The following is a 16616-nucleotide window of genomic DNA, read 5'->3' on the forward strand; positions in this document are numbered from 1 at the left end:
TAATAGCCTCTCGAAGTTAGCTCAAATTCAGAACATCCAAACCGTCTATGGTGACGATGCTGCCTTTCGACTTCGGATTTGCCGCGCCCGCGTGCTCGATCTTGATCTTGTGCAAGCCGGCGGCGAGTTCGCCCGACGTGAAGACCGGCACCTGATAATGGAGCGTGTCGCTGTATAGATCGACCGGCGTCGGCGTTACGGAGCGGCCGTCGATATAGATCTTCACCATGCCGCGGTTGCTGTTCGTCGTCGACCAGAGCGTAACCTTCGTGCCCGCGAAGCTGAACTCGGCGGCGCTGCCGGCCGTCGTCGTGTAGGTCTCGGAGCCGTCCGGATATTGCTTGCCGTATTTAATCGCCCACGGACCGGTGTAATTCGCGGATTTGGCCGTCGGCGATATCAAGCTGGAGAATACGAAGGCGTCTACGTTGATAGCGAAATAGGATCCACCGGTTCGGCTGCCGGGACGAATTTCAACGTCATGATGTCCGTTCTGAAGCACCATTTTGAACAAGGACTGCTTCGTCTGGGACGTCTCGCTCTCCAGATTGGTGGTGCCTGCCTGCAGGCCGTCGATCCAAATCTCGGCGGCGGTTTGCTTGTCGTTCTTCATACCGATCCATTCGAACAGATTGCCGCGGAAGCCGAATTTGACGGAACCTTTGCCGGTTAGCTGCTTCATGGTGCCGCCCGAATAAGAGGCATCCGTTACCGTCTTCCAGTCGCCCTCGTAGGTCAGCGACGGATCGTCGTCTTCCAGCAAGGTCGACGCGTTGCCGTAGTCGACATTCAGCTTATAGCTGCCGGAGCCGCTCACGGCATAAATATTAATGTAGTACGTGCCCTTCTTGGGCGCGCGATAGGTGATCGATTCGGCGGACGTGCCCGGTTTCTCGGAATACGCGACCGCTCCCTCGTTGCTCGCGACCGTCGTCGCGGAAGCATCGTACAGGATAAGATCGAAATCCGTGCCCGCATCGCCCGTCAGCGTGAAGGTCGCTTCCTCGCCGGCGCTTAGCTCGACGGAATAGACATGGTTCGGATCGTTCGCATGATCAAGCTTGCCGGCAATGGAAGGATCGATCAGCGTCATGCCCGGGATATCCTTGTTCCAGAGCGCGCGGTACGCGCTGATGAGCTTGCCGCTCGCCGTGCTTGTTCTGCCGCCGTATCCAATCGTCTTGCCGCTTGTCATGATGCGCTGCTTCACGTCGAGGGCGCTCATGTCCGGATACTGGCTTTGCACCAGACCGGCTACTCCGGCTGCATACGCGGCGGCATAAAGCGTGCCTTGAACATACGAATATTTGCCGAAGCTGTTCTTTAGGTTGACGGCGGTCATCTCCGGCTTGTTGCTGATGACGATATCGGCAAACAGCGAGATGTCCATCAATCTATAGGTCTGTCCCTCGTAGATCGTGCCGGGAGCGCCCCAAGTTTTGGCCAGCCACCCGCCTTCCGCGGCAAGCGTCAAGCCCAATACGTCTTGAACGAACGGGGATGTCGCGATTTGGTCGATGGCGTCCTGTCCGGTCAGCATGAGATGTCCGCCGCCGTTCAGATAGTCGGTCAAATCGGCTTGATCTTGAGCGGTGATCAGGGGAGTCGTTCCGGTAATGGCTGTTCCTCCCGTGAACCAGATAACGACGTCATATTGCTGAAGCATCTCAAGCGGCGGACCGTCCGCGCCCTCGTCCTGCGTCGTGAACGTATCGTAGGCATAACCTGCTTGCTGCAGCAGCGCCGGATAGACGGTCGAAGGATTGTTGTTGTCCCAATCGAGGCCGGGAATTCCGATTCCGCCGCCGCCGCCGTCGCCGCCGCGTTCGCTATCGTTCACGAGCAGGATCTTCGGCGCATCGACGCCTTCCGGCTTGAGGTAGTTCATGGCGCGATCGAACATATCCTGGCGTTGACCGACATACTGCGGGTCGTTCTCCGGAATTTCCTCGAAGCCGATACCGTGATAGTAGGCTTTATAGGTACCGTTATCGATCTGAGCGGCATAGCCTGCATCGATGCCGGCCGTCGTCGAGAGGATCAACTCGGACGGCGCCGAGACATCGACGGAGGTTTGGCCGATTGCGGCAAGCACGGACGGAACGCCCGTGACGCCAACGCCGGTCACCGACAGGATGTTCGGACTGGAATAGGCAGCCGGATAAATCGGCGTCACGTCCGTATTCAAGATCTGTTTGCCGTTGCTGTCGCCGGCCGGAGCCACGAACAACATAGGGGAGGCATTGATGGCGTCTTCGACCAGCCTGCTTTTGTAGCCGTACACCATGCCGAGCGTGGCGATCTTCGCTCCATGCGCCTCGGCAAAGTGAATGGCGTCCACGATATCCGTGAAGTAGCCGCCGTCAGGCGAGATGACCTTGAGCGGCATGACGTTCACGTTCGGCGCGACGCCGGCGATGCCCTCGTTATTGTTCATCGCTGCCGCAATTTGACCGGCGACCGTCGTGCCGTAGGTGTCGCTGAAGCCGTCGCTCGTGTCGAACACCGAATTGTCGTCGTGCGCGAAGTCCCAGCCGTTGACGTCGTCGATCAGTCCGTCGCCGTCGTCATCGATGCCGTTGCCCGGCGTTTCCTTGCCGTTGGTCCAGATTTGACCGATCAGATCGGGAATCTCGGTATTGGTGCCGTTACCGATGACCGCGACGGTGACGTCCCTGCTGCCCTGGGTAATCTCCCAAGCTTCCGGCAGGTCCATGTCCATATCCGGCACGGCGGCTTGGACCGTGCCGTCATTGAGGGGTTGTCCGATATTGTGCAACCCCCACTGCTCGCCGAACAAGGGATCGTTCGGCAATGCCGGGGAACCGCTCGCCTGCGCGGCCGCGGCGGCAAGCGCGGCGGCGTCTCCCGCCGCGGAGACCGGCGCGGCGGCAACTCCCGCCGCTGAGCCTGCAGCGGCATCATCTGCCGGTTTGAAAAGCGGAACGGCCGCGGAAGATACCTTATAATCCGGCTCCGCGTACATTACGTTCGGATCCTTCAACAGCTCTTGAATGACGCTATTTACATCGGCGCCGTCAGCCAGCTTCAGCAGCTCCGCATTCGACACGGACAAGGGGCTGACGCTTGCAATTTGCGCGGACAACGATTCCGCCTGGACGGATGCCTCTGCCGAACGATATTTCACGATGACGCGGCCAGGCGCGTACTCGGGAAGCGCGCCTGCCGGCGGAGGCAGCGCTGCGGAAGCCTGCGCTTGCGCTTCGGCGGATGGCTTCGAATCATTAGAAGCGGGTTGTTGAACCGCATGCTCGGTGATCCATTGGCTTTTTCTTAGCGGATCCTGCTGCGGGGCTTGCTTGGCCAATGCGGGCGTAACGACGCCGAATGCCAGCAATAAGGAGAAAATAGCCGATGCGGTTTTTTTCGTTTTCCTGTTCAAGCCTTGTCACTTCCTTCGCCAATTTAGTTCGATGTTGCAGTGGAGAGGCGCCTCGACGATGCGATGATTGCGAGGTCTTCGGTGCGCAACCGCCCAGGAGCCGCTTGCCGTCTCGTCCGGGAGTGCGTCTAGCGATGGATAAGCCGAATCATGACGTTAAAGCACCACCTCGGATATCGTTGGTATGTAACGGCGGTGCTTCGCGAATCGCGTTCCGCCCCCCTGCCATCCGAGCGAAGGCGCGCCGGCCGCGATCTCAGGCTCATGTCACTAAATCTAACAAATGACTGCCTGATTTCTGAGAGGATTATAAATCTCCGATTTTCATAGCGTCAATATGTTTATTTTTTTAAATTTTTAACGGCGATCGCGAGATTTCTGACATTCAAAGATATGTTTTTTCGTATTTGCAATCTAAATTTTTCTTAAATTTTTCCTTTTCAGGAGCCTGCAAAATGGTACGTCGCTCGGGTTCCGATCTTCAAGAACCTCTCTATCTTCTATCATTTTTATTTCGAAACGATCGTTCTTGCATAAGATTATTTATGGCTAGCATCGCCGTGGTTCATAGGACTTCGGATACACATCTACGAGACGGCACGCTGCGAATCCGCTTCGCCATTGAGATTCCTCCGCAAAATCGCGGTCGGGCTTCGTCAATCAATAGAAGAGACAGCTCCCTGCTTGTCATGACTACCCCGGATGTCGCCGGAAAGTAGTTTCATAAATTTATTGATGATTGACCGCGTCGTCCATAAAAATTCTTTCTTTTCTCGTGCAATCAAGCAGCATCGAAAAACGTCGAATCCGCGAGCTCCCAAGTTATCGCCCCTCCCTGAGCGCTAGCGATTTTCATAAAATAATTTATGAAATATAATTTCATCCATAAAATCTTTTTCTTTACGCATTGTCCACAAAAAAGAGCCTGATTGGCTCAAGCTCCGCGTGTTTCTATGGATTCGCATCTCGCGAAGCGGCATACGCGCTCCCGTCTCCGCGCTTCTAAACGCCCTATTAAAAATGCCCCTGCGCAGGACAGGGGCATTCGAAAGTTCTTGTCGGCATTCGCCGGCTTTATAGCTTTTTCAAAAACGAAACGATCGTCAGGAGCCCTTTATCGAAGTTCTCCAGGTTGAAATGCTCATTCGGCGCATGCAATTTCTCATCCGGCAGGCCGAAGCCCATCAGGACGACGGGCGCCCCCAACAGGCGAGCGAACGCCTCTACGATCGGGATTCCGCCGCCGTCTTTCGTGAACAGGGCACGCGTGCCGTAGACCTCCTCGTAGGCGTCCGCCGCCAACCGGAGCATTCGATCGGAAGGATCGATATCGTACGCGCGAATCTTCACGCCGCTCTGAACGGATAGCTTCGCGCCTGGCCGCATATGCCGCTGCAGATGACGCGTGATCTTGTCGAGTATATCCTGCGGGTCTTGATCGCCGACGAGGCGGCAGGTGATCTTGGCATGCGCTTCTCTCGGAATGACCGTCTTCATGCCTTCGCCCTGGAAGCCGCCGTAGACGCCGTTAAGCTCCAGCGTCGGCCTTGCTCCGATCCGCTCCGCAAACGAGAAGCCCTCCTCGCCGTACAAGGCATCCAGCCCCAGGTTCTTCCGCAGCTGCTCCTCGTCGTGGTTCAGCTTCGCGAATTCCGACTTCATCAGCGGCGAGATGTCCGGCACGCCGGCATAGAAACCCTCGACCGCCACTTTGCCGCGCTCGTCGTGAAGGGTGGCCAGCAGCGACACAAGCGCATGCAGCGCGTTCGGAACCCCGCCTCCGTAGAGACCGGAGTGCAGATCGGTATTTGCCGTATTCACGGTCGCCTCCAACGAACAGATGCCGCGCAGGCCGGTCGTGATGGACGGCTTGCCCCTGTCCAGAAACGGCGTATCCGAGACGACCACGACATCGGCCGCCAGCAGCTCTTGGTTCGTCTCGAGAAAATGAAGCAGGCTCGGACTCGTAATCTCCTCTTCTCCCTCTATGCATAGCTTGATGTTGACCGGCAGCTCGCCCTCCTGCTTCAAGATCGCTTCGATCGCCTTGATATGAAGGAATAATTGTCCCTTGTCGTCCGTCGCCCCGCGCGCGTATAGTTTGCCGTCACGAATGTCCGGCTCGAACGGCGGCGTTATCCACAAATCAAGCGGATCGGCCGGCTGCACGTCGTAATGACCGTATACGAGCACCGTCGGCTTCCCTGGCGCGTGCAGGTAATCCGCCGTAACGATGGGATGCCCGTTCGTCCGGTGAAGGCGGACATGTTCGAGACCCGCTTCGGTCATCTTGTTCGCAAGCCATTCGGCTGCCCGCACCATGTCGGGCGAATGTTCGGATAGGCAGGAAACGCTCGGGATGGCAAGCACCTCCTTCAGCTCGGCGAGATGCTTCTCCCTGTTCGCCCCGAAATAATGTTCGTAGTTCATGGCATGCACTCTCCTTCATCATGAATTTTGCAAGGATCATTTTATGAATTTTATCCGTAATGACAGCTCGAAGACAAATAAGAAAATTTCGCTATGGCTATCATGAAATTTATCCTTTCCCCCGGCGGGAAGCGGATAGCATGAAAGACCCGAATTGACTTTTGGAAAATACATCATGCAAGCGTGCTCGATCATGACGAACGAGGCGCTACACGCATCCATCTTCAGAAAAGAGGCACTTCCAGCAGCATCGCTCGTTTGGTTCTCAGTTCCTTTATCTGTAGAACTGAATAAAATACACTAACCGACAAGCGATTGCTGACGGATTATTCGCGGGTAAAAGATTGGACGTATTAACGTAAAGCGAATGGCTTAAGCGAGGTCGCAATTCATTGTTGGTAAATATTTCGTCATATTATATCGCTCAAAATATAATTGACCAAATTGTAATTCGCATGTATACTCATAGCTGTGAGATATATAGTGCAAAGCTTAATTTTGAACAACATACATCGAGAGGATGATCCAACATGTCTATTTACGATTTTGAAGTCACGACCGTCAAAGGCGAATCCAAATCGCTCCGCGAGTATCAAGGCAAAGTATTGCTGATCGTCAATACGGCCAGCAATTGCATGTTTACGTCCCAATACAAGGAGCTTCAGGCGCTGTACGCCAAGTACAACAAAGAAGGCTTGGAGATTTTGGGGTTCCCTACGAACCAGTTCGGCAACGGCGAGAAAGGCTCGAACGAAGACATCCATAGCTTTTGCGAAATCAACTACGGCGTCTCTTTCCCGCTGTTCGAGAAAACCGAAGTAAACGGCGATAACGCCCACCCTTTGTTTCAACACCTGAAGCAAGCTGCTCCCGGCGTGCTCGGCTCGAAATCGATCAAATGGAACTTTACCAAGTTTCTCGTCGACCGCAACGGCAACGTGCTGAGACGGTTCGGCTCCGCCGAGAAGCCGGCGCAGCTGGAAAAAGATGTATCCATCCTGCTCTAAACGACTATCATCCGTCCGTTTAGGAGCTTTCGCAACGCAAAAAAAAGCCGGCGTTCCAAAGCGCGACAACCATCCTCGCAAATAAAACAAACAAAATTTGCACATGCTACGCATAGCTAAGGAGGACGCAAGCATGAGTATCGCTGCGAATCATTCGAAGAAACCGCTTATTGTCTTTATCCATGGCGCTTTTATGACTCCGGATAGCTGGTCGCCGATGAGGGACTATTTTCTGCAAGCAGGATATGCGTCGATCGCTCCCGCCTGGCCCCACCATGATCGCAGTATCGAGGAGCTTCGAAATCATCCTGCCAAGGACCTTGGAAAGCTCGGTCTGGAGGACATCGTTGCCCATCACGCGAATCTGATCAAAGCATTGCCCGAGAAGCCGATCCTGATCGGGCATTCGTTCGGAGGTTTAGTCACGCAGATCCTGATGGATCGCAACCTAGGCTTGGCCGGAATCGCCATTGACCCTGCCGCTCCTAAAGGCATCAGCGCCGGGGGATACAAAACGGCGCGAAAATCGGTGGCATCCATCCTGTTCAAGCCTTGGAAAAAGACCGTTGCATTGACGTTCAAGCAATTCCAATACGCTTTCGTAAACAACATGCCTTTAGAGGAGCAAAAAGAAGCGTTCCGTTATTCGGTCCCCGAGACAACCAAAATCTTTTTTCAAAGCGCGCTTGCCGCTTTCCATGCCGAGAGCCAGCTTACCGTCAACTTCAAGAACGGCAATCGAGGGCCGCTTCTCATTGTGGCAGGCGAGGAAGACCATATCGTGCCGGCCGCGATGGTGAGGAAAAATTTCGGGCTTTATGATCAAACATCCGGCGCATCGACGCATTTTGCGGCATTTCCAAATCGTTCGCATTGGATTATCGCCCAAAAAGGGTTCACCGAGGTTGCGGATTATATGATGGCATGGGTTCAAGAGCAGGTTCGACCCTCACACGCGAATGAATCCGCAAACCTCGAGCCTGGCGAATTCGCGAACGGATCCCCTCCTCCCGAACAAGAACATCGTCCCGGCGAACAAACATTTTTACACTAATAGCAAACAACCTTAGCGGCAATAAAAAGCCTTCGATGAATGGCATCGAAGGTTTTGTTGTTGGTGGTGGTGGTTAAGCCATCTCTTGATTCTTATTTTACGTTCAAGTCTACGTAGAACGGGATATCGGTCACGCCTTGCTCGCGAGCGTAAACGAAAAGCTGCCCTTTATGATGAGCCTCGTGCGCGACCAGGCGATGGCACATTTCTTCGACCGGCTCCGTGACGTCGACACCGTTAATATTGATCGTGGCGATTTGTTGAAGGTCGGAATCGGTGTAGGACGCCAGTTTTTGCTCCGTGACCTCGGTGAGACGTTTGACAAGCTCGCGCGCTTCCGGCAGCGTCGAAGGAACCGGCGGGATGTTCATGTCGCGCTTCTCGATTTGGGCGAAAAAGAACTCGGGCGTCCAGGCGAGATGATGCACCAGCTCCAGCGTGGTCCAACCGCCTTCCCACGGACGCCAATGGCCGCTCGAATCAGGCAGTTTAGCCACGAGTGCAATCAGGCTGTTGTGGTGCATTTTCCAGCCTTTCATAATTTTTTGGGCTGCTGACAGTTGTGTTATCACTTGAATGCCTCCTCATTTTCAAATAAATGTCCGGTATTCTTCGAGATGGCGTAAACGACTGATGCCAAAAAGTTCGACTTCAAGACGCTGCCCTATCACATGGCGTATTTTCTGCTTTAATAACGCGTACTATGCATAATCAAATTCACGGTAAGCCATTCGTTTTTTTATGAATGATCCTTCATCCGATGGATTCGCCGGACACGACTCGCGAGCTTACTGGTTAATGATGAAGCCTGCCAACTGTCTGCTGACGGCCTCTTCACGCGCAATGATCGAGATTTGGCGGGTCAACCCAAAATTCAAAATCGGTATCGCCTTCACGGGATCCTTCATCTGATGAACAAACATGGCAGGCAGAATGGATATTCCCTCGTTGGCCTGTATCAATTCCATGATGCTTTGTCCCAACTCGACTTCCGTGACCAGCTTTAACTTCTCGCCTCTTGCGGAAAACTCGTCCTCTACCAGCTCCCTTGCATCGCAGCCTCCCGGCAGCATCAAGAAGGCTTCATTCTTGATCTCTTCGAACGATACCCCTTTTTTGCCTCCGAACAGAGCGTGATCGACGTTAACGAACAACAAGAACTCCTCCGTAAATAGAGGCGAAGCGTAAAATGAATGCTTCACTCCCCTGTCATCGAATAGCGCAGCATCGAGCGTGCCGTACTCCACGTTTTTCAGCAATTCGTGAAAACTATAATACACGCGTATGTTTATTTCTACGGATTGGGCCTGTTGATTGCCCGCAAGCCGGTTGGGCAGAAAGAGCGTTGCCACGCTCGGCCAAGAACCGACCGCGAAATCCGTCTTAACCTCGTCCTGAAGCGATGCAATCTCCCGGCGAAGCGCGCTTATTTCGTTTGTGATCGTTTTGCTGCTATCCAGCAGCATTCGCCCGGCCGGCGTTAGCGTGACGCCTCTAGACGAACGCAATAATAACGGCGCCCCCAAATCCGTCTCCAGATTCCGGATTTGCTTGCTCAGCGCAGGCTGGCTGATATGCAAGCGTTCGCTAGCCTTCGTAAGGCTTTTGGTCTCGGCCGCTTGCAGAAACGCCTCCAGCCATTCCATCCTCATCTTCATCCCCCCATGACTTCCGGTTGTCCCTGCCGGGAAAGCAATCCTCCGACTGTCCCCTCTGCCTTTATGAAGATGCATGACTTTACGCGAAAAGCCAACAAACCAAGAACGGTCGGCTGCGTCCGGCCCATTCTTGGTCTCTTATGCCGATCTTATCACAGAACAGGATTCGGAACCGTAACTTTGTCACATAACGGTTATACCATTTTTATCCTTTCTCATTAGCCGCTAGTTTGCGAATGACTTCTTCAGCCGCGCGTTGGGCTGATTGCGGATTTTGACCCGTGATGAGATGACCGTCGACTTGAACGTTAGTCGTCCAGTTGGGCGTTAATACGATGTTGGCGCCTAACTGGCGAAGCTTGGTCTCCAACAGGAACGGCATGTATCGATCCAGCGTGGTCTCCCGCTCCTCCTCATCGGTAAACGTTGCGATCGTCTTCCCGCCGACCAATGGCGTGCCATCCGAAAGTCTCGCCCCCACGAGGGCCGCCGGCCCGTGACATACGGCAGCCACCACTCTTCCCGACTCATAGAAGGCGCGAATGATGGATTGAAGCAGCTCGTGATCGGGCATATCGAACATGCACCCATGTCCGCCAGGGATAAACACCGCGTCAAAAGAGCCGCTATCGTCAACGTTGTCGAGTTTGACGGTATGTTGCAAATGAACGGCTGCATCGAGCACATCCTGGGGCGCGCCGTTCAAGCTTCGATGATCGACCGGCACCCGTCCGCCCAAAATGCTTGCGATCGTGACCTCGCAGCCTTGTTTTGAAAATGCCGCGAAGGGTTCGGCGAATTCCGACAGCCATAAACCCGTTTGCTCGGTATCGCTCATTCGGTCTGCGCTTGTAAGTACCATCAGAATGCGTTTTGTCATGGCGGTGCCTCCTTAAGCGATTATTTCCTGCCTGCCTCGACTAGTTTTCTCGCTAAGTAATCCGGCTGCGCATACGCCGTAGTCATATGATCGCCTTCCCCGACAGTCAGCCGAAATTGCCCCAAATGGCTGGATTGGGCAGGATGGAACCCATAACGTTCCCCTTGCGGCGTAACCGTATCCGAAGTTAGAAACAGATAACTTTTAGGGATATTCAAGCTATAAAATTTCTTAAGATCAAGCTTCTGCACAAGCGGAGCGGCCGGTTCCGGTTTTGCGCTTTTATAGATCGTTTGGGCAAGCGCATAACTTGCCGTATTGACAAAGCCTTCTCTGAACGACGAGAACGGCAGCTTAATGGTGCCGTTTCCGGATGTTTCGGCTAATTGCCCAAACACCTTTTGAAGCTCCGGCGGGAATTGGTCGCTCACGCTTTGCCCGTCGAGCGGCACGAAAGCATCGAAAAAGACCAAGCGGGCGATCCGATCCGGTACCTGCTCGGCAACCTTCTGAATGACGGTCCCTCCAAAGCTGTGTCCGACAAGGACGACATTTTTCAATTTTTTTGACGTCATGTAATCCGTAACGGACTTCACGATCGCTTCGTGCTTCACGGAAGGATTATACAATTTACCGTGGCCGGCATATTCCGGCACGTATACCGTATGGCCTGCTTTTCTCAATGCCGCAGCGGTATTGTTCCAATAGCTCGCGTCCGCCCAAGAACCATGCACGAGCACAAATGTTAAACGTTCCTGGCCCGAGGGCGTTGCCGCCGCCTCTATAATCGGTTTTGAATCCGAGTAGGCAGCGCTTTTTTGAACGTCGTTATTCGCGGCATTCCGGTTATTCGATTGCGCGCATCCTGTCGTTCCGCCGATCAGGATCGCTGCACCCAGCATGGCTCCTAAACATCGATTAGCGTTCTTCATTGATTTGAACTCCTTCTTGAATGGTCTTGAATCGCAGCCCGCATCCGACAAACCATAATGTAAACAACTTTAACCGCCTTGATGCAGATCGGACAGGATCTACGGATCGTCATCAAAGGTTGCCATTGGCCGTCTGTGCCACTATTCATGACGGAATGCCCGCGCAACTAATAATCCGGGCACTCCCTGAGTAACCTAGCTTTATCGGGCATCCATTTGGCCGTCTTATTGCGCAAGTCCTTAGGATCGCGGTTTAGAATGTACATCGGCTCCCGAAGCTTCGATGGGGCGGTGTCCACTACATTCACGAAGGAGATGTATCATGAGCGAAGGCATCGAAAACAAGGTCGTGCTGATTACGGGCGGCGGCACCGGTATCGGAGCGGAGGCCGCGCGCCTGCTCGCATCCAAGGGAGCGATCGTGGCGGTGGCCGCGCGCCGGAAGGATAAGCTCGACGAAGTGGTTGCGCAGATCACGAAGGCCGGCGGCAAGGCCGGCGCCTACGCGCTCGATGTGGTCGATAAGGCGCAGTTCAAGTCTGTCGCCGATGCGGTCATTGCGGATTTCGGCAAACTCGACGTCCTCGTCAACAACGCCGGCCTAATGCCGATCCGTCCCATGGCCGAGGTAAACACCGACGAGTGGGACATGATGATCGACATTAACATCAAGGGGGTTCTGTACGGCATAGCCTCGGTCCTGCCGGACTTCCTTGCCAAGAAGAGCGGTCATATTATCAACATTAGCTCGGTTGCGGGAATCAAGGTATTTTCCCCGGGCGGCACCGTCTATTCGGGCACGAAATTCGCGGTGCGCGCGATTTCCGAAGGCCTGCGCCATGAAGTCGGCGACAAGGTCCGGGTCACGTCTATCGAACCCGGAGGCGTGGAAAGCGACCTGAAGTTCAACACCACCGGCACGTCGGCGACCTCCGTGATGGAGTTCTACAAAACCGCCATTCCGGCCAGCGCGGTGGCGCGGGCCATCGCCTATGCCATCGAACAGCCGGTGGAGGTCGATGTCAACGAAATCGTTCTGCGTCCGACCGCGCAGGAATTCTGATACGCCCTTGCTACGACGGAAAGCCCCCTTATAGGGGGCTTTCGCGTGTCAAGAAGTCTGTCGGTCTTACTGACTATCGAATACGATTCGAAGCTTGAAGCAGGTCATGGATGACTTTCGCGGCCGCTTCGCGCGTAGCAGGATCGGATGGATGGAAGTAGTAGCTCCCCTTCGTTTCGACGCCCTTCATCAGACCTGCATCGGTGACGATTCGAATGCTCTCCTTCGCATATGCGCCAAACTTCGCAGCGTCGGCATAGGCATGGGAATTGCTTGAAGTCGGCGCCTGCAAGCCGGCGAGCTTCAATGACCTTGCCAGCATGACGCTCAAATCTTGGCGCGTCATGATTGCGTTCGGGTTGAATACGCCATTCTCGCCCGTAACAAGCCCGGCCGCATATGCCGTCGCCACGTCGGAAGCGAACCAGTCACCGCTCTTCACGTCGTCAAATGGAGCCGCCGCCGCTTGCGCCGATAAACCAAGCGCACGAACGAGCATGGACGCGAACTGCGCGCGCGTAACGTTCGCTTTTGGCGAGAACGTACTCGCTGTCGTACCATTCACCAGGAATTTCTCCGCAAGCGATTGAATTTGATCCTGCGCCCAGGACTTGTCGATATCCGTAAACGCCGCTTGTCTGATGGCCGCAGCATAAACAGAGAAGCCCGGACGACGAATCGTCGCAAGGGATGCGCCATCAGCCGTTGTCGTCATCTTCGCAGGAACCGGATTGACTATGCCGTTCTCCAGATAAAGCGCGCCGGCATGACTTGCGTCGATTCCACCGTCGATAAGGAACGATCTTGCCGCTGCTTCGTCCGCTTTCAGTTTCAACGGCGTTGACACGCCGTTGCTTGCTGCGCTCGCTTCGAAGACATACGGCGTTCCAAGAACGGCCGCGCCTTTCACTTGCTTCTCAAACTCGGCTTTGCCTTCTTCGTCCTGCTTAATCGTCAAGACGAGATCCGCGCCGGCTGCGGCTTGTTCGATTGCCGATAACGGCAAGGCAATTGCCGCCTCGTTCCACGCGAAGACAATCGCGCCCGTCAGAGCCGCTTCTTTTAATTTCCCGACTTGATCCGCGCGAAGCGTCAATTGAGCGGCATTCGCTTCGTGGGAAGCCGCTCCGATTAGCAACGCAACGGACGACTTCGCCTCTTGCAGCGCAGCCTGCAGATCTTCATCCTTGACGAATACGGACAATTGCGAAGCTTGCAAACTCGTTTGAGCATCAAGCTCGATGCTCGCCTGTCCGCTCTCCATGACCGACGAAGCAACTTCCTCGTTATAGGCCGGCTTGACCGGTCCCGGCAAGTTCGGATATGGCCCCGTTCCCGTCCCCGTACCCGGGTCTGGCGTTCCTGCGCCAGGTTCTTCGCTCATGTAGAATGTCTTAAAGGCAGCGCTCTGATCGACCAGCTCCATGTCCTTGTTATAGACGGACCCGATCAGGACAACCTTGTATCGGCCTTCCGGAAGCTGCCGGATCGCGTTATTGCCTGTATCCAAGAAAATTCCTTCATTATAAGAACCCGAGAATCCGGAAAGGAAAAAGTCCGACGGAAGCGGATTTAATGCATCCGTCTCTTCGTCCATGTCAAAAGATTCGGCCAGAATGCCTAATAATCGGTTATTCATATCGTAAATTGCCGCTAATAGATGATTGACTTTGCCTGACGGCAAGGATGCCGTAATATCGATCGGCGCCTCCTTGGACACCTGCGTACTGCTGATCGCGAAATCTTGGATCATGAAATCGTTGTCTTCCGATTCTTTGCCGACGTGAATGACGAAAGGCAAGTGCAGAGAAGGCTGGCCGGCGCTTTCCAGCAAAACCTCGCCCTCGTATACGCCGACTTTCGCTTTCGAGCTTGCCGCTGCGCTAAGATTGAATGCCAAGCTGTCGGCTGCGCCGATTTGGACGCGATTACCCGAAAGCCCTTCTAGTTTGACCGTGATCGCGCCGGGATCCGGCGTCGGTATGGGATCATGAGGGTCGGAAGTAACCGTTGAATGCATGACGACCTTGGCATTATAGGCAACGGATGAATCGGATAAATTCTTAACGCCGAGCGGCTTCTTCACCGCTTCCGCGCCCGGCTGCAGCATGCCAAAGCTCACGCTGCTCGCTTCGCCCGGAATCTCGGTCGGGTTCATCTTATTGTCGTAGATCGTAATGGTATCCAGCGATTCAATGATGGCGCGCGTATCAATCGCCCTGATTACGTTCACTCGTCCCGCGCCTTGCGAATAAACATCGTATTGCGTACCCTCTTCATTCGAAAGCGTTTCCGCGGTATTGGCAAGCGCCGCGCGAATGTCCGTCGGCGTCCAATCCGGATGCGCTTGTTTGATAAGCAATGCGAGGCCCGCGACGTGCGGCGTCGCCATGCTCGTGCCGCTCAACTTCGAGTAAGCTTTATCATAGTTCGCGCCATAACCGGGCACGGTCGAGAAGATTTGAACGCCCGGGGCCGTCAGATCCGGCTTTATTCCATAATCGCCGTCGGAGTTCGGACCGCGGGAGCTGAAATCCGCCATCCGATCTCCGGCCAAATCCGAAAATCCGAAGTCTTTCTGCATCGTGAACCGAAAGGCTTGACCGGGATTGTCTCGCAATTCTCGAGCCAACGCGCGCCCCATCTGACCCGGCATATCGAAGGTCGGCACATAATCATACGTATCTCCCAAGAAAGCGATCGGACCTATCGGACCGTTTCGGCCGGGGATATCGTCTGCTAGATTAGGCTCGGATAGCTGCTGCGCATTTTGAATCGCATCGCCGTTGAAGATGATGACGGCCTTCGCGCCGTGTTTGGCTGCTTCTTTCACTTTCTCGTCGAAGGAATAGATGCCGCGAGAAACGAAAACAACTTTACCGGCCACGGAATCATCGTCAAGACCCAAATCCGAATAACTGTATTTACCGCCAAGTCCGGCGTACACGCCTTGAATCGGACCCGTACCGAACATTTCGTTGAAGTTCTCTCCTTCCGTCTTCCAAGCCATCAAGCTTAAGCGTGCATCTTCCGTCATCGAGCCGACTTCGCTGCGTACGCTGCCCGATACGCGAACGCCGTTGCTCGTAACTGCGCCGACGGAGATCGCGAACGGAGCGGATGCCGGCGAGCCCATGGAATAGTAGTACTGCTGCCCCGCGCCGGCGTTGCCATTGGCCACCACCGCGACCACGCCGGCAAGAACGGCGTTGTTCACCGCAATGGCGTCGGGGGAAGCCGGATCCTTCTCCAGGTCGCTTCCCAGCGAAAGGTTAATCACGTCCATCTTATCCTCTACGGCATGCTCGATTCCATCGATGACTTGGGCGGAAGTACCGCCATCCGGCCCCAGTACTTTATAGGCATATAAGCTAGCTTGATAAGCAACGCCTTTCTGCACGAGATTGGCGTTCGGGTTAGATGCCGTACCCGCTATCGTACCGGATACATGAGTGCCGTGGTACGACCCTTCGGAAATATCCGTCGGTAGGTCCTCATAGGGATCGTCGTCCTGATTGATCGCATCGTAGCCGCCTTCGGCGTAATTGCCCGCGAGGTCGGGATGCAAGTAGTCGATCCCCGTATCGATAACGCCGACCTTCAAGTTCTTGCCCGTCAATCCGCGTTCCCAAGCATCCAGAACGCCGATCTGCTTCAGCGGGACCGTATCGATAGCCGTAGATCCTGTCGCCGTTTGATAGCTTTCGGGCAGGTCGGCCGGATAATAGATCACGTTCGGATGTATGGATTTCACGCCCGGCAGCTTGGCCAGCATCGGGATCTGGTCGGCGCGAACCGTGACCTCCATCCCGTTCAGTACCGTGTTGAACTTTCGTTCGATCTTCATCGGAATCCGATTCGACTGCGCGCCGCGCACGAACTTGTCCTGCTCGGATTGCACGGCCGCCTCCGTAGATTCCGCCGCCAACGCCTTGTAGCCAAGCCGGGCCGCATATTGCCCGACGGCAATCGGTTCGCCGCTCAGCTGAATAATGACGCGAATCTCGTTCCTTGAAGCCGTATTGATGCTATCGGCCACGTAAGCTGCGCCGGGAGCCGAAGCGGAACTTCTTGCTTCCGGGCCGGCCTCGTTCAATAAACGGCCAGCCTCCTGGATGCTCGCTTGCGTAATGAATGATTTCTCTCCATGAACGGCATTCGCGACGGGAAGATTCGGAAATGCGAGACT

General features: G+C 54.7%; 10 protein-coding genes. 3 read left to right on the top strand and 7 right to left on the bottom strand.

The annotated features are described in order from the left end of the window. Positions 1 to 16: 16 nt before the first annotated feature. Together GT019_RS03830 and GT019_RS03835 are read right to left on the bottom strand one after the other, a co-directional pair. Positions 17 to 3403 carry a S8 family serine peptidase gene (locus tag GT019_RS03830; protein ID WP_161741340.1) on the bottom strand — a complete coding sequence of 1129 codons (3387 nt, stop codon included), beginning with the start codon at positions 3401 to 3403 and terminating at the stop codon, positions 17 to 19. Between the two features lie 1074 nt (positions 3404 to 4477). Next, entirely contained in the window at positions 4478 to 5833 is a 1356-nt protein-coding gene (locus GT019_RS03835) for a dipeptidase (RefSeq protein WP_161741342.1), read from the bottom strand. A 530-nt stretch (positions 5834 to 6363) separates the two neighbouring features. On the opposite strand from GT019_RS03835, the gene GT019_RS03840 reads away from it, so the two are divergent. Next, on the top strand, positions 6364 to 6840 hold the full coding sequence (locus GT019_RS03840) for a glutathione peroxidase (protein ID WP_161741344.1): 477 nt from the start codon (positions 6364 to 6366) through the stop codon (positions 6838 to 6840). Between the two features lie 133 nt (positions 6841 to 6973). Next, positions 6974 to 7894 (top strand): alpha/beta hydrolase, encoded by a 921-nt coding sequence (locus GT019_RS03845; protein ID WP_161741346.1) that lies wholly within the window; start codon positions 6974 to 6976, stop codon positions 7892 to 7894. A 92-nt stretch (positions 7895 to 7986) separates the two neighbouring features. Here GT019_RS03845 and GT019_RS03850 read toward each other — a convergent pair whose 3' ends face one another. The 4 genes from GT019_RS03850 to GT019_RS03865 form a co-directional block, all read right to left on the bottom strand. After that, positions 7987 to 8466 carry a DinB family protein gene (locus tag GT019_RS03850; RefSeq protein ID WP_328803898.1) on the bottom strand — a complete coding sequence of 160 codons (480 nt, stop codon included), beginning with the start codon at positions 8464 to 8466 and terminating at the stop codon, positions 7987 to 7989. A gap of 216 nt (positions 8467 to 8682) precedes the next feature. After that, positions 8683 to 9540: a LysR family transcriptional regulator gene (locus GT019_RS03855; RefSeq protein WP_161741348.1), complete on the bottom strand. Its 858-nt coding sequence runs from the start codon at positions 9538 to 9540 to the stop codon at positions 8683 to 8685. Positions 9541 to 9757: 217 nt separating this feature from the next. After that, complete coding sequence (locus tag GT019_RS03860; protein ID WP_161741350.1) at positions 9758 to 10432, bottom strand: type 1 glutamine amidotransferase domain-containing protein; 675 nt, start codon at positions 10430 to 10432, stop codon at positions 9758 to 9760. A 20-nt stretch (positions 10433 to 10452) separates the two neighbouring features. Continuing rightward, positions 10453 to 11364, bottom strand: coding sequence for an alpha/beta fold hydrolase (locus tag GT019_RS03865; protein ID WP_235946623.1), 912 nt, complete (start codon positions 11362 to 11364; stop codon positions 10453 to 10455). A 322-nt stretch (positions 11365 to 11686) separates the two neighbouring features. On the opposite strand from GT019_RS03865, the gene GT019_RS03870 reads away from it, so the two are divergent. Beyond that, a complete protein-coding gene (locus GT019_RS03870) occupies positions 11687 to 12427 on the top strand; it encodes an SDR family oxidoreductase (RefSeq protein ID WP_161741352.1) in 741 nt (246 codons plus the stop codon). A gap of 73 nt (positions 12428 to 12500) precedes the next feature. Here the strand turns inward: GT019_RS03870 and GT019_RS32415 are convergent, their stop codons facing one another. Then, on the bottom strand, positions 12501 to 16523 hold the full coding sequence (locus GT019_RS32415) for a S8 family serine peptidase (RefSeq protein WP_161741354.1): 4023 nt from the start codon (positions 16521 to 16523) through the stop codon (positions 12501 to 12503). Positions 16524 to 16616: the final 93 nt, after the last annotated feature.

The sequence above is a fragment of the Paenibacillus glycinis genome, from assembly GCF_009909185.1.
Taxonomy (GTDB): Bacteria; Bacillota; Bacilli; order Paenibacillales; family Paenibacillaceae; genus Paenibacillus_Z; species Paenibacillus_Z glycinis.

Bases quoted from the DNA above. Each gene is read 5' to 3' on its own strand.
- GT019_RS03840 (WP_161741344.1), top strand. From the start codon at position 6,364: ATGTCTATTTACGATTTTGAAGTCACGACCGTCAAAGGCGAATCCAAA.
- GT019_RS03870 (WP_161741352.1), top strand. From the start codon at position 11,687: ATGAGCGAAGGCATCGAAAACAAGGTCGTGCTGATTACGGGCGGCGGC.
- GT019_RS03835 (WP_161741342.1), bottom strand. From the start codon at position 5,833: ATGAACTACGAACATTATTTCGGGGCGAACAGGGAGAAGCATCTCGCC.
- GT019_RS03860 (WP_161741350.1), bottom strand. From the start codon at position 10,432: ATGACAAAACGCATTCTGATGGTACTTACAAGCGCAGACCGAATGAGC.
- GT019_RS03845 (WP_161741346.1), top strand. From the start codon at position 6,974: ATGAGTATCGCTGCGAATCATTCGAAGAAACCGCTTATTGTCTTTATC.
- GT019_RS03855 (WP_161741348.1), bottom strand. From the start codon at position 9,540: ATGGAATGGCTGGAGGCGTTTCTGCAAGCGGCCGAGACCAAAAGCCTT.
- GT019_RS03865 (WP_235946623.1), bottom strand. From the start codon at position 11,364: ATGAAGAACGCTAATCGATGTTTAGGAGCCATGCTGGGTGCAGCGATC.